This is a genomic window from Singulisphaera chitinilytica, from assembly GCF_049331405.1.
Taxonomy (GTDB): domain Bacteria; phylum Planctomycetota; class Planctomycetia; order Isosphaerales; family Isosphaeraceae; genus PoT.
This window is the reverse complement of sequence record NZ_CP186274.1, coordinates 3571294-3594532: the sequence shown is the minus strand read 5'-3', so window position 1 is coordinate 3594532 and position 23239 is coordinate 3571294. Positions and strand designations below refer to the sequence as shown.

Annotated in this window: 17 protein-coding genes; 6 read left to right on the top strand and 11 right to left on the bottom strand. The window is 63.8% G+C overall.

Annotated elements, in window-relative coordinates:
• Nucleotides 1–14: 14 nt before the first annotated feature.
• From ACOYYX_RS14520 to ACOYYX_RS14485, 8 genes are all read right to left on the bottom strand, one after another.
• Complete coding sequence (locus ACOYYX_RS14520; protein ID WP_422930621.1) at nt 15–1154, bottom strand: Gfo/Idh/MocA family oxidoreductase; 1140 nt, start codon at nt 1152–1154, stop codon at nt 15–17.
• Nucleotides 1151–1957: an acyl-ACP--UDP-N-acetylglucosamine O-acyltransferase gene (gene lpxA, locus ACOYYX_RS14515; RefSeq protein ID WP_422930620.1), complete on the bottom strand. Its 807-nt coding sequence runs from the start codon at nt 1955–1957 to the stop codon at nt 1151–1153. The genes ACOYYX_RS14520 and lpxA overlap by 4 nt, the downstream gene beginning before the upstream one ends.
• Before the next feature lie 93 nt (nt 1958–2050).
• Nucleotides 2051–3355 (bottom strand): UDP-3-O-acyl-N-acetylglucosamine deacetylase, encoded by a 1305-nt coding sequence (gene lpxC, locus ACOYYX_RS14510; RefSeq protein WP_422930619.1) that lies wholly within the window; start codon nt 3353–3355, stop codon nt 2051–2053.
• 188 nt (nt 3356–3543) lie between these two features.
• A complete protein-coding gene (locus ACOYYX_RS14505) occupies nt 3544–4281 on the bottom strand; it encodes an OmpH family outer membrane protein (RefSeq protein ID WP_422930618.1) in 738 nt (245 codons plus the stop codon).
• A gap of 425 nt (nt 4282–4706) precedes the next feature.
• Nucleotides 4707–5114: an ArsR/SmtB family transcription factor gene (locus ACOYYX_RS14500; RefSeq protein WP_422930617.1), complete on the bottom strand. Its 408-nt coding sequence runs from the start codon at nt 5112–5114 to the stop codon at nt 4707–4709.
• 346 nt (nt 5115–5460) lie between these two features.
• A complete protein-coding gene (dapA, locus tag ACOYYX_RS14495) occupies nt 5461–6360 on the bottom strand; it encodes a 4-hydroxy-tetrahydrodipicolinate synthase (RefSeq protein WP_422930616.1) in 900 nt (299 codons plus the stop codon).
• A gap of 103 nt (nt 6361–6463) precedes the next feature.
• Nucleotides 6464–7204 (bottom strand): pyridoxine 5'-phosphate synthase, encoded by a 741-nt coding sequence (locus ACOYYX_RS14490; protein ID WP_422930615.1) that lies wholly within the window; start codon nt 7202–7204, stop codon nt 6464–6466.
• A gap of 69 nt (nt 7205–7273) precedes the next feature.
• Nucleotides 7274–9502 (bottom strand): ATP-dependent helicase, encoded by a 2229-nt coding sequence (locus ACOYYX_RS14485; protein ID WP_422930614.1) that lies wholly within the window; start codon nt 9500–9502, stop codon nt 7274–7276.
• A 307-nt stretch (nt 9503–9809) separates the two neighbouring features.
• On the opposite strand from ACOYYX_RS14485, the gene acpS reads away from it, so the two are divergent.
• Nucleotides 9810–10235: a holo-ACP synthase gene (gene acpS, locus ACOYYX_RS14480; RefSeq protein WP_422930613.1), complete on the top strand. Its 426-nt coding sequence runs from the start codon at nt 9810–9812 to the stop codon at nt 10233–10235.
• Between the two features lie 153 nt (nt 10236–10388).
• Here the strand turns inward: acpS and topA are convergent, their stop codons facing one another.
• A complete protein-coding gene (gene topA / locus ACOYYX_RS14475; RefSeq protein ID WP_422930612.1) occupies nt 10389–13034 on the bottom strand; it encodes a type I DNA topoisomerase in 2646 nt (881 codons plus the stop codon).
• 249 nt (nt 13035–13283) lie between these two features.
• Here topA and ACOYYX_RS14470 point away from each other — a divergent pair, with 249 nt between their 5' ends.
• Nucleotides 13284–15173 (top strand): hypothetical protein, encoded by a 1890-nt coding sequence (locus ACOYYX_RS14470; RefSeq protein ID WP_422930611.1) that lies wholly within the window; start codon nt 13284–13286, stop codon nt 15171–15173.
• A gap of 101 nt (nt 15174–15274) precedes the next feature.
• Here the strand turns inward: ACOYYX_RS14470 and ACOYYX_RS14465 are convergent, their stop codons facing one another.
• Nucleotides 15275–15802, bottom strand: coding sequence for a hypothetical protein (locus tag ACOYYX_RS14465; protein ID WP_422930610.1), 528 nt, complete (start codon nt 15800–15802; stop codon nt 15275–15277).
• 36 nt (nt 15803–15838) lie between these two features.
• A complete protein-coding gene (locus ACOYYX_RS14460) occupies nt 15839–16366 on the bottom strand; it encodes a hypothetical protein (RefSeq protein WP_422930609.1) in 528 nt (175 codons plus the stop codon).
• Between the two features lie 629 nt (nt 16367–16995).
• On the opposite strand from ACOYYX_RS14460, the gene der reads away from it, so the two are divergent.
• The 4 genes from der (at nt 16996) to ACOYYX_RS14440 (ending at nt 23108) form a co-directional block, all read left to right on the top strand.
• Complete coding sequence (gene der, locus ACOYYX_RS14455) at nt 16996–18507, top strand: ribosome biogenesis GTPase Der (RefSeq protein WP_422930608.1); 1512 nt, start codon at nt 16996–16998, stop codon at nt 18505–18507.
• 186 nt (nt 18508–18693) lie between these two features.
• On the top strand, nt 18694–19599 hold the full coding sequence (locus ACOYYX_RS14450) for a sugar phosphate isomerase/epimerase family protein (RefSeq protein WP_422930607.1): 906 nt from the start codon (nt 18694–18696) through the stop codon (nt 19597–19599).
• Between the two features lie 264 nt (nt 19600–19863).
• Nucleotides 19864–21519 carry an HlyD family secretion protein gene (locus ACOYYX_RS14445; protein WP_422930606.1) on the top strand — a complete coding sequence of 552 codons (1656 nt, stop codon included), beginning with the start codon at nt 19864–19866 and terminating at the stop codon, nt 21517–21519.
• Complete coding sequence (locus ACOYYX_RS14440) at nt 21507–23108, top strand: DHA2 family efflux MFS transporter permease subunit (RefSeq protein WP_422930605.1); 1602 nt, start codon at nt 21507–21509, stop codon at nt 23106–23108. The genes ACOYYX_RS14445 and ACOYYX_RS14440 overlap by 13 nt, the downstream gene beginning before the upstream one ends.
• Nucleotides 23109–23239: the final 131 nt, after the last annotated feature.

Here is a 23239-nt window from a genome sequence, read left to right as displayed (position 1 = left end):
AGCCTGGGCCTGCCTCAGGAATTCGACGGGGTCGTGTTCCCCTGGCGAGCGTTGCGGTGCCTCCAGGAGATGGGGCCTCGCAGGGCGCTGGACTGGGCCGAGATGGGCTGCGGCAACTGGTGCGGGCCGATCGGTCCCGTCGGGATGCCTTCCCATTCGTGCGAGTTGATGCAGTCGAGGATCTGGTGGGCGAGCCTCATGGCGCGGAGCCCGTCATCGCCCGTCACGCGAGGGGCCGAGGCGCCCTTGACCGCCTTGACGAAGTCCTCGAGCTCGAGAGCAAGCGGCTCGCGGCCCTCTGTCTGGACCTGGTCGACGCGGAGAATCTTGCCGAACAGGTGGGCCTTCACCGCGGCCGGCTGCGTCAGGTCGATCTCGTTGAGGCCGAGCTCGCCGCCCCTGAGCTGTTCGGAGGGCCGGACGATGGTCCCTTGCTTGGTGGCAAAATCGAGCATGGCGTAGCCTTCGGAGGCCCAGAGCCGCATCTTGCGGACGGCCTGGAAGCTCGCCCGGCTCGCGGTCAGGTTGACGACGCAGCCATCCTCGAACTCGACGCGGGCGTCGGCGACGTCCTCATGCCCACCGAAGACGCTCACGCCGACGGCGGAGACGCTGCGGATCGGGGTCGGGTTCATCGAGAGGATGAGGTCGATGTCGTGGATCATCAGGTCGAGGACGACGCCGATGTCCGTCGAGCGGAACGTGTAGGTCGAGAGCCGCTCCGCCGAGATGTACTTGGGCCGCATCGGGACGCCCTCGAGCGCCGAGAGCGCCGGGTTGAAGCGTTCGATGTGGCCGACCTGGAGGATCGTGTTCTTCGCCTTCGCGAGGGCGACGAGTTGCTCGGCCTCCTCGAGGGAGGTGGCCAGCGGCTTCTCGATGAGCGTGGGAATGCCCCGGCTCAAGAAGGCGCCGGCGACCTCGCGGTGATAGGTCGTCGGCACGGCGACCGAGACCAGATCCACTCGGTCGAGCAACTCGCGGTAATCGGCGACGACGCCGGTCCCAACCCGTTCGGCGACGAGCTTGGCCTGCTCGACGCGCGCATCGGAGACCGCGACCAGCTCCACCTCGGGGATGGACGCGAGGATGCGCGCGTGGTGCTGACCCAGGTGTCCGACACCGATCACCGCCGCCTTGAGGCGAGACGTCATGATTTTCTCCAGCGTTCGCGGGCCCGTCCGTGCTTGCCTTCTTGCTGAGCCTGGATGAAGTCGAGCAGGCTCTTCACCTCGGGACCAAGGTGTCCGTGGGACTCGAGGATGTCGGACGCCTGCTTGGCGCTCATCTTCGCCCGATAGATCAGGCGGTGGGCCTCGTGCAGGGCGTCGATGCCCTCGGAGCTGATGCCGTTACGCTTCAGGCCGACGACGTTGATGCAACGGATCTTGGACGGGTTGCCGTCCACGAGCATGAATCGAGGGACGTCATGCACGATCCGGGACTGGCCGCCGACGAAGCTGTAGCCGCCGATCGTCGCGTAGTGGTGCACGGCCACGCCCCCGGAGAGGCTGGCGTGCGACTCGACGTGGACGTGCCCGCCGAGCATCGTGCCGTTGGCGATCGTGATGTGGTCGCCGAGCTTGCAGTCGTGGGCGACGTGCGCACCCGCCATCAGGTAATTATGGCTGCCGACCCGCGTCAGGCCGTCTTCCTTCTCGGTCGCCCGGTTCACCGTGACGTTTTCACGGATGATGTTGTGGCTACCGATCTCGACCCGGGTCGGCGCACCGTGGTACGAGACGTCCTGCGGGTCGCCGCCGATGACGGCGAACGGGCTGATGACGTTGTACTCACCCACGTCGGTAACGCCGAGCAGGCAGACGTGGCCGATCAGCCTCGTCCCACGACCGACCTTGACGTCAGGGCCCACGACGCAATAAGGGCCGATCTCGACGTCGTCGCCGATCTCCGCTCGGGAATCGACATAGGCCGTATCAGCGATTTGCGTGGCCATGTTTAATTCGTCCTCGATTCCTTGAGGGATACCCAGCACCATCCATGGCGCTCTTCGAGCATGAAGTCCGGACCACGAGGCTTACCTCGGGGCTCAGGCCGCACGCTCGGCTTCCACGATCATGAAACGGATCTTCGCTTCCGCGGCAACCTGGTCGTCCACCATCGCCACCCCCTGCACATTCGCGGAGCTCGACTTGAGCCGCAGGCAGGTGATGTCGAGGCGGAGTTGATCCCCGGGGACCACGGACTTGCGAATTTTAACGTCGTCGATCGAAATGATCAGCGCGGAGCGTCGTTCGGGGTTCACCTGATTGGCGATCAGGATTCCCGCCGCCTGGGCCATCGCTTCGACGATCAAGACGCCGGGCATGATAGGCCGTCCTGGCCAGTGCCCCTGGAAGAACGGCTCGTTGCAGCTCACATTCTTGACCGCCAGCACGCGACGCCCGGGCTCCAGCTCGAGCACCCGGTCGACGAGCAGGAACGGATAACGATGTGGCAAGATCTTCATGATCGAGAGGATGTCGAGGGGCCCGCTAGGCCTGCGTTCTTCCTCGGCCGACTCGATCAGCTTCCGGACCAGTTCCGCGTTGAGCTGATGGCCCGAACGATGCGCCACGACGTGCCCGCTCAGATCCTTCGCCAGGAGGGCGAGGTCGCCCACCATGTCGAGGATCTTGTGCCTGACGCACTCATCGGGATAGCGGAGAGTATTCCCGATGACTCCGTCCGGCCCGAAGATCAAAAGGTCCGACTCCGTCGTCCTCGTGCCGATGCCCGCCTGGCGCAGGGACTTGGCCTCGTTCTCGAGGAGGAACGTCCGGCTCGACGCCAGTTCCTTGCGGAACGACTCCGGCGAGATGTCGACGAAGAGGCTCTGGCTACCGATCGGGGTGTGGGCCCCGTAGTCGAGCTGATAGGAGAGGACAAGGCCGTCGCCCGGGTAGGCCGTCAGCGTGGACTGGCCGCTCCTGACGGTGATCGGCTTGTCGATCACGAGGGTCTCGCGTTCCCGGTCGAGCTCGACGACGCCGGCCTCGTTGAGTGCCTCGACGAACGCCTTGCTCGAACCGTCGCATCCGGGGGTCTCGGGCCCGTCGATCTCGACCCGGCAATTGTCGATGTGCAGTCCCGACAGGGCCGCCATCACGTGCTCGACCATCTCGACGACGGCCTCGCCTTGCTGGATGGTCGTGCGTCGCTGACGGGGGATCACGTGCTGGATCTTCGCCGGGACGCTGGGCTGGCCCGGCAGGTCCGACCGCACGAAGACGACGCCGGCGTCGGCCTCCGCGGGGCGGAAACGGATCGAGACGTCGCGTCCCTGGATGTAACCCACACCGCGGACTTCGGTTTCCCGGGCGATCGTACGCTGCAACCGCCGTGCTGTGACCATGCCGTGCCGACCTCCCACATCCCAGTGGTTACTTACGAGACTTCCTGTCTTGTTGCGCGAGATCCGGTCGAACCCTCTTCGTCGAAGCCGGCCGAGAAATCGAGCCTCGGTGCGCCGCCAGTCATAACGTTCATTGATTCGGGGCTTGCGACCGACGTCCTCGGCCGCAAGCCCTTCGCCGCTTCGACTCAGTTGCCGCGGGGCCGCGCCGTCGTCGAGGCGGCGGCCGGGGCCTGGGCCGGGGAGGCAGCCGGCTGCGGGATCGCACCGCCGGAGGCCGCCTTGTATTCGGCGTTGAGCTGAGTGATCACCATCTTGGTGATGTCGTTGGTCGGGTCGGCGTAGACCACCGTCCGCTCGACTGCCGTCATCGCCGAGCGAGGATCGGAGTTGGTGATCGGGTCGTTCGAGACGCGGAGGACGTAGGTCATGCCCCGGTACTTGGCGACCCGGGAGACCATCGTCTGGATTTCCTTGTAAACCGTGGCGAGCATCTCGGCTTCGCGCATCGAGAAGTCACGCTCGGCCGACTCGCGCTCGGCCTCGCCCTTGGCCTTGAGCTCGGTGAGGTGGCTCTCGATCTTCTTGGCGTCGACGCTGCCCGGGGTCAGCCTCGCGAGCTTCTCCGACTCGGTCTGCATCTCGGCGGCGTACTTCATGATCTCGTTTCGCTTGTTCATCACCGAACTGCGAAACTCTTCGCTGACAACCCTGACCTTATCGTAGCCCTTGAAGACAGCTCCCACGTCGACCGAGCCGAAAACCGGGGGAGCGGGGGCCGGCGGGGGCGTGCTCGCGCCCGCGGCTCGAGTCGCTGTCTTACGCACGGCGGCGTCTTTATCCTGCCCGAACGAAGATGAGATCAGCAGCCCCACCCCCACGAAACTTAGCCCCGCAGCGATGAAGAGGCGAGAGGAGACGACCATTGAATCCACTCCGTTTTCCGGCCGCCTGGGCGGCCCAAGATCGTCGAAAGGTCACGCCGTCGATGGTTGTTACTTCGGCGCGTCCGGCCCACCGATCCTTCGGTGAACCTTGGAAACCACGCGAGGCCCTCCCATTCGACCCCGGTGCGGGCATCGTCAAGCCGCGCCACCAGCACCAAGATCAGGAGAGAGTCGGAACATAGGGGTACCCAGCGTCGGGCGGCATTCTGCCTGGAAGCCGAAAAGTGGTCAAGCCCGACTCTTCAAGGCTTCTGCACGGTTCTTTCGCACGATGTCGACGGGCAAAACCGGGGTTCGAGCCGGGCACGTGACGAGGTCCCGACCGCTGGGGACGGGACCTCGCAAGGGTTGGACGGCGCCCACCCCCGGCCAGGGTCTTCGCCGGGGGTTCGCGACCGCTCCCGTCAATCGCCGTTATAGGTCAGCACGAAATCATGAAAGCGAATTTTTTTCGGAATGTCGCCCGTCGCCGAGAGGACGCTGTGCAGCAGATCGCCGAGGTGCTCGGTGCGGATGCTGTAGTAGTTATGCTTACCCTCGCGGCGGGACTCGTTGAGCCCCGAGACGCGCAGGAGGGCCAGGTGATGGCTGACGGCGGGTTGCGTCTGGCCGAGCAGGTTGCAGAGGTCGGTGACGTGCAGTTCGCTGTTCTGGGTCAGGTAGAACAAGATCCGCAGGCGAGACTCGTCGCTCAGCAGCTTGAAGATCTGGGCGAGTTCTCGAATGACCTGATCCGAGACCTCGGGCGGGGGTTCCGGGGTCGTCGCAGGGGCTTTAGCAGGGGGAGCTGATTTGGCGGGCTTTCGCGACATGGAGATGAACACCTATAAAGAGCAAACCCACAACGAAACGACGGATGGGCGGGCCCCCGCGGGATAGGCGCAAGGGTACGGGATTGGACGGCGGGTGGGCCCGACCTGCCAATGAAGAGACGCGCGGTCGCGACGAGCACGACACGCTTCGAAACACGTTGTGGGGGGGAATGGACGACGGAAGAACGGACGGAACGGAACGAGATCGCTCTCGCTAAACCCTCGAGATGAGGTCGGCCGGCACCGTGAACACGCCGGCTTTCTGGCTCGACTCGCTCATACAAACAGGAATCATACACAAAGACTCATCCCGGGCAATCACAGCATGCCCGGGATGAACGGGAATTTATTTTGCCTCCGCCATGAGTCCGTAGCGTACCAGGCTGCGCCGGAGAGCTTCACGACCGCTTGCATCGGGGGGGCAGAGTGGCAGACGGAACTCGCCATTCCCGCGGCCGAGCAACGCCATCGCGGTCTTGACCGGGATGGGGTTGGCGGCGATGGAAAGGAGGTCCTTGCAGAGGGGGAAGAGCTTGAGGTGGATGCGACGGGCTTCGGCGAGGTCGCCGCGATTGAAGGCCTCGATGAGGCCGATCAGGTCCCGGGGGACGAGGTTGGCCGCGACCGAGATGACCCCCTCGGCGCCCACGGCCATCATGGGCAGGGTGAGGCTATCGTCGCCCGAGAGGACGGTGAGATTCGTCCGAGCGAGGATGTCGCTGACCTGGTCGAGCGACCCACTCGCTTCCTTGACCGCGACGACGGGCCCGAGCTTCGCCAGCTTCTCGACCGTCTCGGGGTCGACGTTCCGACCCGTGCGGCCGGGGACGTTGTAAAGGATCAACGGCAAATCAACATTTTCGGCAATTTGCGCGTAATGGGCATACAACCCTTCCTGCGAAGGGCGATTGTAGTATGGCGAAACCAGCAGCGCACCGTCGGCGCCGGCCTTGGCGGCGAACTTGGTCAACCGGACGGCCTCGGTGGTCGCGTTCGACCCCGTGCCGGGGACGACCTTCGCCCGCCCGGCCGCGCGCTCGATGACCGTCGCGATGACGCGCTCGTGCTCGTCGTGCGAGAGGGTCGGCGACTCGCCGGTCGTGCCGACCGGGCTGATGATGGGCGTGCCCGCCTCAATTTGCCAGTCGACCGCTTCTTTGAGAGCCGGGTAGTCTACTTCGCCCTCGCGGAAGGGGGTCACAAGCGCCACGGTGCATCCAGCAAACATCTGACCCTTCGAGGGCATTCGAACACTCCGGGAATCGTAGGGGATGACCGCCTCTATTGGAAGATCGCTGAAATTCTAATGAAGCGGCATTGACCGTGTGAAGACCATATCCTCAAGACGCTCAATCAAATCGGACGATCCGCGACCGGTCAAGGCATCCTTTCATTTCCCGGACGGCCCGTTCAAGCCCGACGAAGACCGCCCTCGAAACGATGGAATGGCCGATATTGAGCTCAATCATCTTCTCGATTTGAGCTACGGGTCCCACATTCTGATAGTTCAAACCATGACCCGCATGCAGGTTCAGGCCGAGCGCGACTGCGACCTGGCCGGCCTGCGTCAACGCGGCGAGCTCATGATGACGCTCGGCCTCGCCGTGCGCATCGGCATAGCGGCCGGTGTGGAGCTCGATGGCTCGAACCCCAAGTGCGGCCGAGGCCCGGACCTGCTCGGGATCGGGGTCGATAAAGAGGCTGACCTCGAGATTGGCCGCATGGCAGCGCTCGACGGCTTCACGGACCCGATCGCGCTGGCCGATGACGTCGAGTCCCCCTTCGGTCGTCACCTCGGCCCGACGCTCGGGGACGAACGTGATCTGATCGGGACGAGTCTCCAGGGCGATGGCGACGATGGCGGGGTCGATCGACGACTCGAGGTTGAGCCGGACCTTGACCGTCTCGCGGAGCAATCGGAGGTCGCGATCCTGGATGTGCCGACGGTCTTCCCTGAGGTGGACCGTGATCCCGTCCGCCCCGCCCACTTCGGCCACCACGGCGGCCCAGACCGGGTCGGGCTCATTCCCGCCTCGCGCCTGGCGGATCGTGGCGACGTGATCGATGTTGACTCCCAGACGTGGTGCCACGGCTTAGATCCCTTCACTCGATGTCGAATATCTTGGCATCGCAATATTTTGCGGTCGGCTTCTTCGGGGTCAAGTCACGAGCCGGAGCGGTGCCTTGGCCAGCACGAACGTCCGCTCGCCCCCGACGGCGAAGGCGATCTTCCCCTTCCGCCCCTCGCCGGCCCCTTCGATCGAGACGATCCGACCGATCCCGTACTGCGGATGAAGCACAGACACGCCCGGCCGGAAGGCGTTCAGGCTCGGCGAGTTCGTTTGCGCCCCTGCAAGCTCCGCGGCCGTCATCAGGCGGAACCCGCCGGGGGCCGTCGCGGCGGGCGAGGGCCGGTTCGTCGCCGGAGGCCGCCAGGGCTGCGAGTTTGCACTGAAGCTCGAGACGACGTCGGTGAGGTCGATCACCTTCAACGGCTCCTCGGGCAACTCCCGGAGAAACTGCGAGGGGATCGTCGCCTGCCGCTGGCCCCGGAATTCGCGGACCCGGCAGTGGCTCAGGTACAACTCCCGCTCCGCCCGGGTGATCCCGACGAACAGCAGTCGGCGCTCTTCCTCGAGTTCCTTGTCGTCCTGGTTGGCCCTGGAGTGGGGCAAGATCCCCTGCTCGATGCCGACGACGAAGACGACGGGGAACTCGAGCCCCTTGGCCGCGTGGAGGGTCATCAGGGTGACGGCCCCGGCGTCGTCCTTCCAGCGGTCGACCGACGAGGCGAGGCTGATTTCCTCGAGGAAGTCGATGATCGAGGCACCCGGATGCTCGCGGTCGAACTCGCGGGCGGCCGAGACCAATTCGTCGAGGTTGGCGAGGCGTTCGTCCCCGTCCCCCTTGCCGTCGGCCGCGATGAAGTCGCGGTAGCCGCTGAGGCTCAGGAGCTTGCGCGTCACCTCCTCGGCACTATGCTCGCGGAGGGCGACGAGCTCATCCATCAGCAGGCCGAAGTCGCGGAGGTTCCTGGCGGCCTTGTCCTTGAGACCAGGCACGTTGGAAGACTGCCGTGCCATCGCCAGGAGCGGCAAACCGAGGGCCTGGGCTCGGTCGCTCAGGTGGTCCAGGGTCGTCTTGCCGATGCCTCGGGGCGGCACGTTCACGACCCGCGTGAAGGCGATGTCGTTCCTCGGGTTCGCCAGGAGGTTGAGGTAGGCGAGGACGTCCTTGATTTCCTGACGCTCGTAGAAGGAGAGGCCTCCGACGATCTGGTAGGGGATCTTGGCCCCCCGGAAGGCCATTTCGAAGTTCCGCGTCAGGGCGGTCACGCGGCAGAAGACCGCGATGTCGCGATAGGCGAACTCCCCTTCGCGGACGAGTTCCTCGATCTTCGAGGCCACGCCGCGAGCCTCGTCCGTCTCCGAGCCGTAGACCGTCAGGACGATCGGCTCGCCCGTGGGGTTGTCGGTGAGGAGCGCCTTGGCCTTGCGCCTGGAATTGAAGCGAATCAGGTGATCCGCCACCTGGAGGATGTTCTTCGTGCTCCGGTAGTTCTGCTCGAGCTTCACGACCTTGCAGCCGGGGAAGTCGTGCTCGAACTCGAGGATGTTGCTCAGGTTCGCCCCGCGCCAGCCGTAGATCGACTGGTCCGGGTCGCCCGTCACGCAGAGGTTCGGCACGTCGGTCGCCAGCGCCCGGATGATGGCGTACTGGGCGAGGTTCGTATCCTGATATTCGTCGACGAGGATGTAGCGAAACTTGGCGTCGAGCTGCGCGCGGACCTGGGGGTTCGTCTTGAGGATCGTGACGATGTGGACGAGCAGGTCGTCGAAGTCGACCGCCGCGCATTCCTTCAGCCGCTTCTGGTAGGCCTCGTAGACCTTGGCCGTGACCGTGTCCACCTCGTCTCTCGCCCGCTTGGCGAACATCTCGGGCGTGACGAGGTCGTTCTTGGCGCGGCTGATGGCGGAGTCGATCCGCTCGGCCGTGACCGGCACCCCTTCGAGCTGGAACTGCTCCATTGCCGACTTCACGGCCCGAAGGCGATCGGCCTGGTCGAAAATCGTGAAGGATCGGTCGATCCCGACCAGCGGGGCGTAGGAGCGTAGGAGCCTGGCGCAGAGGCCGTGGAAGGTGCCGACCCAGATCCCCGACTTGGGCACGAGGGCCTCGATACGCTCCCGCATTTCCCCCGCGGCCTTGTTCGTGAAGGTCAGCGCGAGGATCTGGTCACCCCGGATCCCTTGCCCGAGCAGGTAGGCAACTCGTCGAGTGATGACGCGGGTCTTGCCAGACCCGGCGCCCGCCAAGACCAAGAGGGGACCGTCGACGTGCGTGACGGCCGCTCGCTGCGGCTTGGTCAAATCATCGAGCAAAGCCATCGGGATTTCCGTGGGTGAGGGGGGAACGCATCGAAAACGAAACGGTCATGCAACGATCCGGTTTCATCGTCGCGATTCCAGGTCGAATTATAGCCGCCCCCCTACCCTCTCGCGACCCGACTTCGCGACGTCGCGGCGTCGCCCGGGTTCAAAACCCGGAAGATCGAACCATTTACGCGACGGATGCCCGGGACCTCTCAACGTCGCTCGACCTCATCCAATCACGGAAAGGCTTTCCGACGAAAGGAGGGAAACTTAGACTGGATGTGACAACGATCGCGGTCCTCTTCCTCGGAACCAGACAGGCATGCACATCCTCGGGATCGGCACCGACATCATCGAATGTCCTCGCATCGGCAAGATGATCGAACAACATGGCGAATTGTTCTTGCGACGCGTTTATACGGAGCGAGAGATTCGCTACTGCCAATCCCGCAAGCACGCCATCGAGCATTTCGCAGGCCTCTGGGCGGCGAAAGAAGCCATCCTCAAGGCAATCGGCACGGGCTGGAGCCGGGGGGTCGCCTGGACGGACCTCGAGGTGCGCAACACGGTCGACGGGCAGCTTCGCGTCCACGTCGGCGGGACGGCCAAGGAGTTCGCCCGCGAAAAGGGGGTTGGCGACATCCTCCTCTCCATCTCTCACTGCCGGACGTATGCGACCGCCTATGCCATGGCCATCGGCCTGCCGGCCCAGGAACCGACCCCGCCCAGGGAAAAGGCCAAAGAATAAGCCTCGCGACGACGCCTTCCATCAAGGCGTTTGCATTCCATTTCGCACCGGATCGCGAGCACGGAAGCTCCGTCGAACCCAACAAAGAATCCCGCTCCGACAGGGCATGTCGTCGGAGCGGGACCGTTGTGCCATCGGTAACTCAGCGAGAAATCAGCGGCCGGTCACGGCGGCGATCTTCTCCTGCGTGGCCTCGCCCGGCTCCTTGGTCCCCTTGCACTTGGGGTAGTTCGAGCAGCCGAGGAAGTAGCCGCGACGGCCTTCGCGGACCGTCATCGAGCTGCCGCAGTTCTCGCAGGTCTCCTCGACCTGGATCGACTTCAGGTCGTCCTTCGCCGCCGAGGTCGCCGCCGCCGTTTCGCCGAGCTGTTCCTTCAGCTCATCCGGGATCGGCTGGGTACTGCGGCACTTCGGGTAATTCAAGCAACCGAGGAAAGCTCCTCGACGGCCTTGCTTGACGCCCATAGGGCCGCCGCACTTCTCGCACTTGACCTCGACCTTGACCTGGGCCACGGGCTTGCCCTGGTCGTCGACCGGCTGCGTGTTGCGGCACTTGGGATAGCCCGTGCAGCCCAGGAAGTTGCCTCGGGAGCCCTGGCGAAGGGCCATCGGCTTGCCGCACTTCTCGCAGACGTGCTCGGTCTCGACCACCGACGGGACGGGCTTGCCTTCCGCGTCGAGGTTGAACGCCTCCTTGCACGAGGGATACCCCGAGCACGAGAGGAACGGGCCTCGCTTGCTCTCCCTGAGCATCAACGGCTTGCCGCACTTCGGGCACTTGTGCTCGGTCTCGACCGCCGTCGACCTGGGCTGACCGTCCATCCGACGCGTGGCCTTGCACTCCGGGTACTTGGAGCACCCGAGGAACTGGCCCGACTTGCTGAACTTCACCACCATCGGGGCGCCGCAGACGTCGCACTTCTCCGAGGAGAGGACCTGGACCTTCTGCATCTGGCTCGATGCGAGGCTCAGGGCTTCCTGGAAGGGGTGATAGAACTCGTCGAGGACCTTCACCATCTCTTCCTTGGCGCTGGCGATCTCGTCGAGTTCATCCTCCATGTGGGCCGTGAACTTCAGATCCATGATCTTGGGGAAGTGCTCCACCAAGAGGTCGGTGACGAGCATGCCGAGGTCGGTCGCGTGGAACCGGCGCTCCTTCTGCTCGACGTAGAGTCTCGCCTGGATCGTCTGGATGATCGGGGCATACGTACTCGGCCGGCCGATGTTCTCCTTTTCGAGCGCCTTGATGAGCGTCGCTTCGGTGAACCGCGGCGGAGGCTGCGTGAAGTGCTGCGTCGGGTTCAGGTCGTGCAGGTCGAGGACCTGCTCCGGCTGGAGCGGCGGCAGCAACGCGTCCTCTTGCTTCCCGGCCGGGGGCAATACTCGGCGATAGCCGTCGAACTTGAGGATCTTGCCCTGGGTCTTGAAGACCCCCTCGCCGGCATGGATCACGACGTTGGTGACCGCGAAGACGGCGGCCGTCATCTGGCTCGCCACGAAGCGTCGATAGATCAGTTGATACAGCTTGTACTGATCGATCGAGAGCTTTCCCTTGACCTTCTCGGGCGAGAGGCTGAGGTCGGTCGGCCGGATCGCCTCGTGGGCCTCCTGCGCCTGCTTGCCGGCCGCGTAGCGGATCGGCTTGGCGGGGAGGTAGCGATCGCCGTAGTCGGCCTTGATCATGTCGCGGACCGAGGTGAGGGCCTCCTCGGAGACGCGAAGGCTGTCCGTTCTCATGTAGGTGATAAGGCCGACCGGGCCGGAGCCGTCGACGTCGATACCTTCATAGAGCTCCTGGGCCACCTTCATGGTCCGCTTGCCCGAGAACCGGAGCCGGATCGCACCCTGCTGCTGGAGCGTCGAGGTCTTGAACGGGGCATCGGCCTTGTCGAGCTTCTCGACCTCCTCGACGCTCGCGACCTTGTAGACCTCCCCCGCGAGGGCGTCGCGGATGGTCCTGGCGGCTTCCTCGTTGTTGACCTCGAACTTCGCCCCCTTCCAGTCGGTCAGGAGCGCCTGGAACTGATCGCCCTCCTCCTTCGAGCCCTTGGGGCTCAGGGTCGCGGTGATCTTCCAGTATTCCTCGGAGACGAAGGCGCGGATTTCCTTCTCGCGGTCGGCGATCAGGCGGACGGCCACCGACTGCACGCGGCCGGCGCTCAGGTGCCGGGCGACCTTGCTCCAGAGCAAGGGGCTGAGCTGATAGCCCACGAACCGGTCGAGGAACCGGCGGGCCTGCTGGGCGTTGACCATGTCCATGTTGATCGGGCCGACGTGCTGGAAGGCTTCCTTCACGGCACGCTCGGTGATCTCGTGAAACATCACGCGGCGGACCCGCTCGTCGGGCAGCTCGAGCGCCTCCTGGAGGTGCCAGGCGATGGCCTCCCCCTCGCGGTCGGGGTCGGTCGCGAGGTAGACGATCTCGGCCTTGGCCGCCTCTCGCTTCAGCTCGCCCACGGTGTCCTTTTTACCCTTCATAATTTCATATGAAGGGACGTACCCATGTTCGACGTCGAGGCCGAGCTTGCGCTCGGGCAGGTCGCGGACGTGCCCCATGCTCGCCTTCACGACATATCCCGAGCCGAGGAACTTGTTGATCGACTTGGCCTTCTTCGGGCTCTCGACGATCACCAGGGCCTTGCCCGACCCCGCACTCGAGGCCGCCGCACGCTTGGTCGTCCCCTTGGGCTTGGCCGCCTCCTTGGGCTTGGCCGCCTTCTTGGGGGACGCACGCTTGGTGGTCTTGGTGTCGGGAGATGCGGCCGATTTGGTGGTCGTCTTTGCGGACTTGCGAGCCACGGTGTCTTCCTATCCTTCTGCCATTTCAGGTCTTCCGTCGATGCCCCGCACGACCCGGGGTCGACGACAGCGCCTGGGCTGAGAGTCCTGTTTGCGATTGCCCTGGGTACGAATCCTGGTAGACTACGGATTGGGCCTTTCGTGAAAAGCCTGCGCCCTTCAAATAGCTAGGGTATCGTGGCGTGTCAAGGGGGAGGTTGAGTCCTCCGCACCCTGCCGGCCTGTTTTTGAAGCACGTTGAGGATCTCCATGCCGTTCGCCGTCTTTCGTCGCCATCAGCGGAAATTGCTCGCGATCTTCGCCATCATGGCGATGTTCGGCTTCGTGCTCGCCGACACCCTGCCCCGGCTCCTGAGCCCGGCCGGAGCCGTGGGGGGGAAGCAGAATCCCTTCGTGGTCGAACTCTACAAGAAGAAGTGGTATCGCAGCGACATCGAAGAGATGTTCGTCCAGCGCAATAACGCCAACATGTTCATGGCTGCCCTCACGGGACGCCCCCTCTTCGGCGACGTCAACACCCGATCCATCGTCGACGCCATCATCCTACAGCATGAGGCCGACAGGCTGCACATGCCCAAGGGCCCCGAAGTGGGCCGGGAGTGGCTCAAGCAGGCGACGGGCGGCATGATGAACCGCACGCTGTTCGAGGCCACGCTCAGCCGGTTCGGCAACCGCATCAGCGGCGAGCAGGTCCTCAGCGATATCGCCAGCCAGGTCCGGATCGTCAACGTCCGACAGCTCCTCGGGGAGCCGGTCGTGACGCCTCTCGACGTCTTCCAGGCCTACCGCGACCAGAACGAACGCGTCTCGGCTCGGCTCGTGACCCTGCCGGTCGACTCGTTCCTCGCCAAGGTGCCCGAGCCGACACAGGCGGAAGTGCAGGCCTTCTACGACAAGTTCAAGGAAGTCCTGCCCAACCCAGAGTCCAAGACCCCCGGCTTCAAGGTGCCGCGACAGGTCGTCGCCGAAATCCTCTCGGTCGATGGCAACGCCCTGATGAAGGGATTCAAGGACCAGATCAAGGAAGCGGAGCTGCTGTCTTACTACGAAAATCGGAAGACGGAGTTCAAAAGGCCTTCCGAATTCCCGGACGAGATCTTCCTCGGGCATCCGGAACTGACGCCGCCGCAGCTCCTTCCGTTCAGCGAGGTCAGCTCCTTCCTGTCCACCTCGCTCGCCGAGGAGAAGGCCCAGGCCCTGATCGTCGCCAAGTTCACGGAAATCAAAGACGACTACATGGATAAGTTCTTCGACGAGTACTACAAGGTGCTCGACGACATCGAAGACGCCAAGAAGCAAGGCCAGACGATCTCGGCCAAGCTCCCCAAGCCGACCGACCTCAAGGACGTTGCCAAGAAGGCGGAGCTCTATCACGAGATCACTCCGAAGCTCTCGCTGGAGCAGGCCGAGCACTATGGGGAAGTCTCCAACGCCGAGGTCGGCCTGACCCGGATGAGCGGCGGTCGCAAGTTCGCCGCCGAGCTCTTCGACCCCAAGGCGAACCTTTACGAGCCGGTCGAGCTCACGGACAAGGAAGGGCGCCGCTACCTCGTCCGCAAACTTGAAGACAATCCTCCGCGCGTGCCTTCGCTGGACGAGGTCCGATCCCAGGTCGTGGCCGACTGGAAGCTGGACAAGGCCCGCCCCCTCGCCGAGAAGGCCGCAAACGAGATCGCCGAGCAGATTCGCAAGGCGGGCGGCAAGGTCACCGGCGACAAGTTCGAGGGCTACTCAGTCCTCACGACGGCCCCGCTCACCAAGCTCCAGCCCGGCTATCCGATCCCGGGCCAGTATTTCCAGACCGGCCCGCCGACCGAGACACCGATCCCGCAGGTGACGATGCCCGGCAAGGCGTTCCGCGACGCCTACTTCGGCCTCGAACCCGGCACGGTGGCTGTCGCCCCGAACGAGCCGCAGACGACGTATTACGTGCTGACCCTTGAGACGCGGATCCCGGCCTCCTTCGCCGCCCTCTACTCCCCCAACGGCGAATACTTCCGCTACCGGAATGAAGCACAGACCGAGTATCTCCGGCAGCGGACCGACGAGTGGATGAGCCAGCTTCGCAGCGAGGCGGGCGTCCCGGCCGACTGGGTCCCGCCCGACGAGGTCAACCGCGACGTTGCCAAGAACGACTAAGCCTTCGACTCACCGACGAAGACTGGGCGCCCGCCGCAATCACCTCAGGGTGTGACTGCTGCGGGCGTCGTCTTTTTCGAAACGCCAGGAGCGATAAGGCGTTACAATAGATTCTTGCCCAGCAAGATCAGGGCAATCCAGGCCAGCGGCCAGGTCCAGAGAAGGCCCACCGCGGCGTGGTGAGTCCAAGGATGCGCCGCATTCATGAGGCTTGCCGGCTTGGTCCCGAAAAACCTAATGAAGAGCGCCCCCACGATCGGAAAGAGCCCCAGGAAGACCGAATTGAGGATCCTGGACTGGTGCAACCGCACCGGCACGATCAGGATCGTGAGCCCGATCCAGTAGAACCCGATGATGAGCCAGGCCGTTTCGGCCCAGGATCGAGGATGGGGGACGGCTCCCGGTTCATCGCCGCTCGATGGGCTCGGCCGCTTCGTGAGCAAAATGGGGCCGCTCATCGCAAAGCCCGTCCAGAGGTAGGCAATCCCCAGGAGGATCAGGCCGATCCCATCATCGGTATCGGACGACCTCCAGACGGCGCGGGCGAGCAAGGACGCCAGGCTGTATCCTACGACGAGCCCCACGAGGTCGAGGAGGTGGAACGTCCTCCGATTGGTCCCCGGATTCATGGCGTTCCTTGGAAAAGGCCTCGTCGCCCAGAAGCTTCAGCCCACCACGACCATGCCGACTCCGCACTGGACCGGCCAGGCAACTGCGAGGATGAAGCCCAGGCGATTCGTCCAGGGTGTTAAGGCCGTCTTAGACGCCTGGTCGGGCGGGACCATGACCCAGGTCGTCCAGATCGTGCCCAGGCTGATGAAACAGACCGATGCGATCCCGATGCTCAAGGCCGCGCTGATGAAGTCGAATCGCTCGGGGCCGACCCGGGGAAACATCGAGCGCAGGACCGACGTCGCCAACCAGGGTAAGCCGAGTAAGGCCCAGAGGACATCCCCTACCCTGGGATAGCCGGATACCGGCCGCGCGAACCCGCGGACGAGCAGGAGGAATGGGCCCGAGGCCGTCAGGGCCACCCAGGCGAACGTCCCCCAGATGACGATGAGGACCAGCCCCGTCATCTCCTCCCGGATCACCCCGCGAATGTGGACCGCGGCCACCGCCGCCCCCAGAATCATGGCGACCCCATCGAGGACGCTGAAACCCGCACCCGACTCGACTCGTTCCGTCGTCATTGACCAGGACCTGTCTAGGTCTCAGGCGCGAACCAGTGGACCTCCAGCCGCGCCCGATTCGATCTCGTTAGCCTCGATCTTACCTCGTCACGGAATCCCCCACGGAGGGCAATTCCGCGCGTCTTCATTTTTCCGAGTCCGCGCACTCGTTACCTATTCTCGCGTTATCCACGCACTAGACCGTCGTAATGCTGTGCCTGATCCTGCTTAATTCACAAGAACATGATAGATCACACGCAAGCATGTCAATGTGGATGCCGGACTAGGCTTTCGAAGAATATTGCAGATCCCGTATCGAAAAGAAGATAGCAAGGCGCATCTCGCGAGATTTTACCGAACGTTCCGAGCCGTTCGGTCGTAGGACTTGCCGCGATTTGGGCGTGAGAATGACCTTAGGACGTCAATGGACCTCTTTTTTTCTCGATTCCGGCCGTTGAAAGTTCGAATCCGAATTTGTCGGGAGCCTGGTGTTTCCTATAATTGAGGGTCATGGTGCAGGGCTGCAGTTCGATCGCAGAACGTCAAGGCGAGGCCGAGGCCACCAGGCATCATTAATCTTCTTATTCATTCCGTGCGTCCGAGGACCGCGGGCCTGGCCAAGGCGGTTGGCGAAAGGTAGTCGTGCACCCATGCCTATGCCCAAAGTGGTCATCGTTGGCCGACCCAACGTTGGCAAATCGTCGCTCCTGAACTGGATATCAGGCCGAAGGATCGCGATCGTCGACGACATCTCGGGCGTCACGCGCGACCGGGTCGGGGCCCTGGCCCAGATCGGCGACGATGAAGAAGATGCGCACTTTTTCGAAATCATCGATACCGGCGGCATTGGAATGGTGGATCGCGACGACCTGTCCGACCACGTCGACCGCCAGATTGACACCGCGCTGACCGAGGCGGACGTCATCCTCTTCGTCGTGGACATCCGCGACGGATTGATGCCGCTCGACCAGGAGGTCGCCCAGCGCCTGCGCTACCTGCACACGCCCGTCATCCTCGTCATGAACAAGGCGGACACGCCGGAGTTCGACCACCGCGGGGGTGAGTTCTACAAGCTCGGGCGAGGGAAGCCCGTCGCCGTCTCGACCCAGCAGAACCGCAACAAGAAGCTGCTGCAGAGCCTGATCGAGGAACGTCTGCCCAAGGGAGATACCCACAAGCCGAACGACTCGGCGATGAAGATTGCCGTAGTGGGGCGTCCCAACACGGGCAAGTCGACGTTCATCAACACGCTCTCCCAGGCCGAGCGGATGATCGTCTCCGAGATCCCCGGCACGACGCGAGACTCGGTCGACGTCCGCTTCGAGCTCGACGGCCTCCCGTTCATCGCCATCGACACGGCCGGCGTCAAGCGGAAGGCCAAGATCCGCGACAACCTCGACTTCTACTCGGTCCACCGTGCCGAGCGCTCGATCCGCCGGGCCGACGTCGTCCTGCTCTTCCTCGACCCGACCCAGGGGATCAGCCGGCTCGACAAGCAGATGGCGGACTACATCGCCAAGCAGTACAAGCCCTGCATCTTCGTGGTGAACAAGTGGGACCTGATGACCCACGACGCCGAGGGGGCCCTCCAGGGGATGATGGGCAAGTATGCCCACATCGTGCAGCACGCCTTCCGCTCGATGTCATACATGCCGCTCGCGTTCATCACGGCCAAGACCGGCAGGAACGTCAAGGCGCTTCTGAACCTGTCGCAGTCGATGCACAAGCAGGCCCAGAAGCGCATCAGCACCGGCACCATGAACCGGGTGCTCCGCGAGACTGTCGATGCCCATCCCCCGGCCGCCCGCGATGGCCGCAACGCTCGCATCTACTACGCCACGCAGGTCAGCTCGGGGCCGCCGACGATCGTCCTCTTCGTCAACAGTGCGTCCCTCTTCGACGCGACGTACCAGCGCTACTTGCTCAACTCGTTCCGGGAGAAACTCCCGTTCCACGACATCCCCATCAAGCTCTACCTGCGATCCCGCACTCAGACCGAGCGCAACGGGACCAGCTCGCGACGCGAGCCTGAGGTCGAGGTGAATCCCTTCGCTGACCTCGTCGAGATGCCTTCGCGCTTGAGCTCGACCAGCGAGATCGCTCCCAACTATGCTCATATGGACCGCGAGTTGAACGAGCTCCTCTCCGAGCTCGACGACTGACGCTCCGACCGCACCATTCTCCCAGTCAACCTAACGATCGGCCCGGGCTGCCAGCGTGCAGGCCGGGCCGATTGGCATTCGAATCGGAGGCAATCGCTCTGTGGCGGAACCCGGACCGATGCGCTAAGATGCCGGGTCGAGGCCATTCCTGACGGCTTGACAACCAAGATGGTGGGAACCCACACGATGTCTTCGACGCGTCGCGCCTTCCTCCGCACCGCAACCATCGCCGCAGCCTCCAGCCCCTGGCTCCTGCCCCGAGTCGGGCGGGCAATCGAGCCGATCGGGCGAGTCAGGCCGAGCCACCTCAAGCTGAGCCTCGCCGCCTACTCGTTCCGCGACCAGCTCCAGGGCAAGAAGCCCCCGAAGATGAACCTCTTCGACTTCGTCGAGCTCGCGGCCGACCTCGGCCTCGATGGCGTGGAGTTGACGTCGTACTACTTCCCGGCCGACGTTACGACCGACGACCTGCACCGGCTCAAGCAGCACGCGTTCAAGCTCGGCCTCGACATCTCGGGGACCTCCGTCGGCAACAACTTCTGCCTCCCCGACGGCCCCGAACGCGAGAAGAATCTCGCCCTCGTCCGCACCTGGGTCGACCGCGCGGCCGAGCTCGATGCCCCGGTCATCCGGATCTTCGCCGGTAACATCGCCAAGGGAGACGACGAGGCGAAGGCCGTCGATCGCGCGATCGACGGCATCAAGGCATCGCTCCCCTACGCGGCCGAGAAGGGCGTGACCCTGGCCCTCGAGAATCACGGCGGGATCACCGCGACCCCCGCCCAGCTCCTGAAACTCGTCAAGGCCGTCGACGCGCCGAACTTCGGGGTCAACCTCGACACCGGCAACTTCCACGGCGCCGACCCTTATGCCGACCTCGCCGAGCTGGCCCCCTACGCCGTCAACGTGCAGGTGAAGACCGAGATCAGCCGGCAAGGCAAGCCGAAGGAACTAGCCGACCTCTCCAAGGTCGTCTCGATCCTGCGCGACGCCCGCTACTCCGGTTACGTCGTCCTCGAGTACGAGGCTGCCGAAGATCCGATCAAGGCGATCCCGGGCCACATCAAAACATTGCGAAGCCTGATCAGCTAAACCCTCCGACATTTCGATCTCTTGGCTTCGAGGGTGCGGACACGACAGATCGATCCGCACCCGCTCCCTTCGCCCGCTTGATTCCCAGAAGTCATCATCTTCCTTCCTGTCCATATCCCGCGGCATCCCTCGAAACGGCATCAGGTTTGCACTTCCTGCTAATAAACCCTCTCCTGACCGAGGGCGGTTGTTTCATCCCAATCGAGCCCATATCTCTGTGGGTGAGTCGGGTTCGCGCACGACTCCTCGCAAGCGAGAGATCTGATGGCAACATCGAGTTTTGCGTCGGACGGTTATTCGACCACGGCCACGAGTCAAATCTCCGACGGCGCGTGGCCGATATCGCCGCCGGACGGCCCGATCTATGCGGCCGGGGAGCCCGTGGATCGTCCGGTCGACTCCCAGGTCGTGATGGATCCGAGCGGCACCCGCCTCTCCGACCAGGGGCATCCAGCCAACCCCAAGCCGAAGAAGAAATCACGTCGTCGGATCAAAATCGTATTAATATCAGTTGCAGTCATCTCCATCTTGGCCGTGGTCGGCAGATATTCCTGGCCGATGATCCGCGAGGCCCTCGACACGGTCTCCACCGACGACGCCTTCGTCTCCAGCCACCTCACCAATGTAAGCCCCCGCATCGAAGGACTCGTGACGGGCGTGTTCGTCGACCAGAACGACCGCGTCGAGCCGGGGACGCTCCTCTTCAAGCTCGACCCCGAGCCCTATGAGATCGCCGTCGCCCAGGCCGAGGCGACCGTGCAAGTGAGCCGCTCGAGGCTGGCCGACGCCCACGCGCAGGTGAAGTCTCAGCTCGCGCAGGCCCGGGGCAACTTCTTCCGCCGCAAGAATGCGCAAGAGCAACTCCGTCGCCAGGTCGCCGCGTTGCAGGCCGAGGTGGCGACGCTCCGGGCGCGTGAATCGAGCCTCCGCCTGGCCGAGGTCGATCATCAACGCCTCGCGAATCTCGTCGGCAAGGGGTCGGCATCGCAGTCGGAACTCGACCAGCGCAACAATACGCTCGACGTCGCCAGGGAGCAGGTCAAAGAGGCCTGGGCGGCAATCCAGGAAACGCGCGTCTCATTGGGTCTGCTGCCTAATACGCAGAACCCTCTCGACCTTCCCAAGGACCTCGAACAGAAGCAGTCGACCGTCCAGTCGGCCGTGTCGGAGATCTCGTCGGCTCTGGCACAGGTCGGAATCGCGTTCGACTCGCAGGACCTCGAACAAGGCGCCGCTTATGAGAAGCTGATCGGGCTCGACTCGAGCCGGGGAATCGAGGAGGCCCAGGCCATACTCGTCGAGAAGGCCCCGGCGGTCCAGGTGGCCAGGGCCTCGGTCACCCAGTCGCAGCGGCAACTCGATGATGCCAGGAGGAAATTGCGATACACGGAGGTACGCTCCGAAATCTCGGGCTACGTCGAGGATCGCTCGGTCCATCCCGGCAACCGGGTCGAGCCGGGGCAGAGCTTGCTCTCGGTCCGACCGGATTATGTCTGGATCGACGCGAACTTCAAGGAAACCCAGCTCAAAGATATTCGCATCGGCCAACCTGTCGAACTGTTTGTGGATGCTTACCCGCGCCACATCTTCCGAGGTCGCGTCGCGGGATTCCGCTCGGGGACGGGCCTTGCTTCGTCCCTTCTGCCCCCGGAAAACGCGACCGGGAACTACGTCAAGGTGGTGCAACGACTGCCCATTCGCATCGAGCTGACGCAGCCCAATCCCAAGGATACGCCCTTATTCGCCGGGCTCTCGGTGGTCCCTCACGTCCGGATCAAAGATCGTCCCACGGGACCCAACGCGGGCAAGCGACTTCGAGTGGATGGGCAGAACGCGCTACCGGACCTCGGAGCTGGCCCCGCGAGCGTGGGTCGACAGGCCCGGCTGGATGGCCAACGGGATACCACATGGCCTCGATGACCGCGAACGCGGGCGCAAACGCGACGCGAACCATCAATCCGTGGTTCATCGCGCTCACGGTGACGCTCGCCACCTTCATGGAAGTGCTCGACACGTCGATCGCGAACGTCGCGCTTCCCCATATCGCCGGCGGACTCGGGGCGGGTCGGAGCCAGAGCACCTGGGTGCTCACGAGCTACCTCGTCGCCAACGCGGTCGTCCTGCCCGCGTCTGGATGGCTCATCGGGCTCGTAGGCCGGAAGCGCTACTACATGAGTTGCGTCTTCCTGTTCACGGTGAGCTCGGCCCTCTGCGGAGCCGCCCCGAATCTCGAGCTGCTCATCTTCTTCCGCATCCTCCAGGGGATCGGCGGCGGCGGCTTGCAGCCTTCCGAGCAAGGCATCCTGGTCGACACCTTCCCGGCGCAGCAGCGCGGGATGGCCATGGCGATTTATGGCGTCGCAGTGGTCGTCGCGCCGATCCTGGGTCCCACGCTGGGCGGGTGGATCACCGACAATTATTCCTGGCGCTGGATCTTTTATATCAACATACCGATCGGAATCCTCTCGCTCTTTCTGACGAACATCGTCGTGAAGGATCCGCCTGAGATGGACGCGGCCCGACGCGCCAACCGCGCAAATCCTCCGAAAATCGACGGGATCGGGCTCGGCCTGGTCGCCCTGGGCTTCGGCTCGCTCGAGGTGATCTACGCCAAGGGGCAGGAGAAAGACTGGTTCGGGTCCGACATGATCCTCACGGCCACGATCGTCACGGTCGTCGCCCTGATTCTGCTCGTCATCTGGGAGTTGCGGCATCCCAACCCCATCATCAACCTGCGACTCCTCGGAGAACGCAATTTCCTCATCAGCGGCATCCTCATATTCCTGACTTTCGCGGTCTTGTACGGCAGCAACGCCAACCTGCCGCAGATGCTCCAGGAATTGATGGGATACGACGCCACCCGCGCAGGCCTGATCCTCTCGCCGTCGGCATTCTTCACGATGGCGATGATGCCGATCGTCGGCTTCCTGCTCGGGAAGAAAGTCGATGCCCGATACCTCATCCCCATCGGGCTCTTGATCGTCGCGGTGTCGAGTTACTGGACGGCTCACCTCAACCTCTTTGCATCGCCTTATGCCTTGCTAGCCCCGAGGTGCCTTCAGATGCTCGGGGTCGGGTTGCTGTTCGTCCCCTTGAACAACTCGGCCTATCTCTATCTGTCCAAGGATCAGACGAATAACGCCACGGGCCTGTTCAACCTGCTCCGAAATGAAGGGGGGAGCCTCGGGATCGCGATCGCCACGACCATGGTCGATCGTCGGAGCCAGTTCCACCAGAGCCGGCTCGTCGAGCACATTCGTGCGACGAATCCGAAGGTGGAGGAGATGGTCCGGCAGTTGTCGGCCTTGCGCCAGGTCCGCGGCGGTGTCACTTCGGACGTAGGCCGTCAGGATGCCTATGCGATGATCTCGCAGATGGTCCACGAGCAGTCGAGAGTCCTCGCCTACCTCGACGTCTTCTGGATCTTCTGGGTCATGATGGCCCTCTCGATCCCCCTGGTATTGTTCATGAAAAGATCCGTGGCCGGCGATGAGGTCAGCGTCCATTGACTGCCGGGCCTCGGGCTGTGCAAGCCTTTGCCGGTTCGCCTTGACGGATTCTCGGGATCGACGTAAGGTCCGTCGCGTGTGCGACCAACCGGCGGGGCGATCGCCGTCGGTTCGGTCGTCGGCCGCCCCAT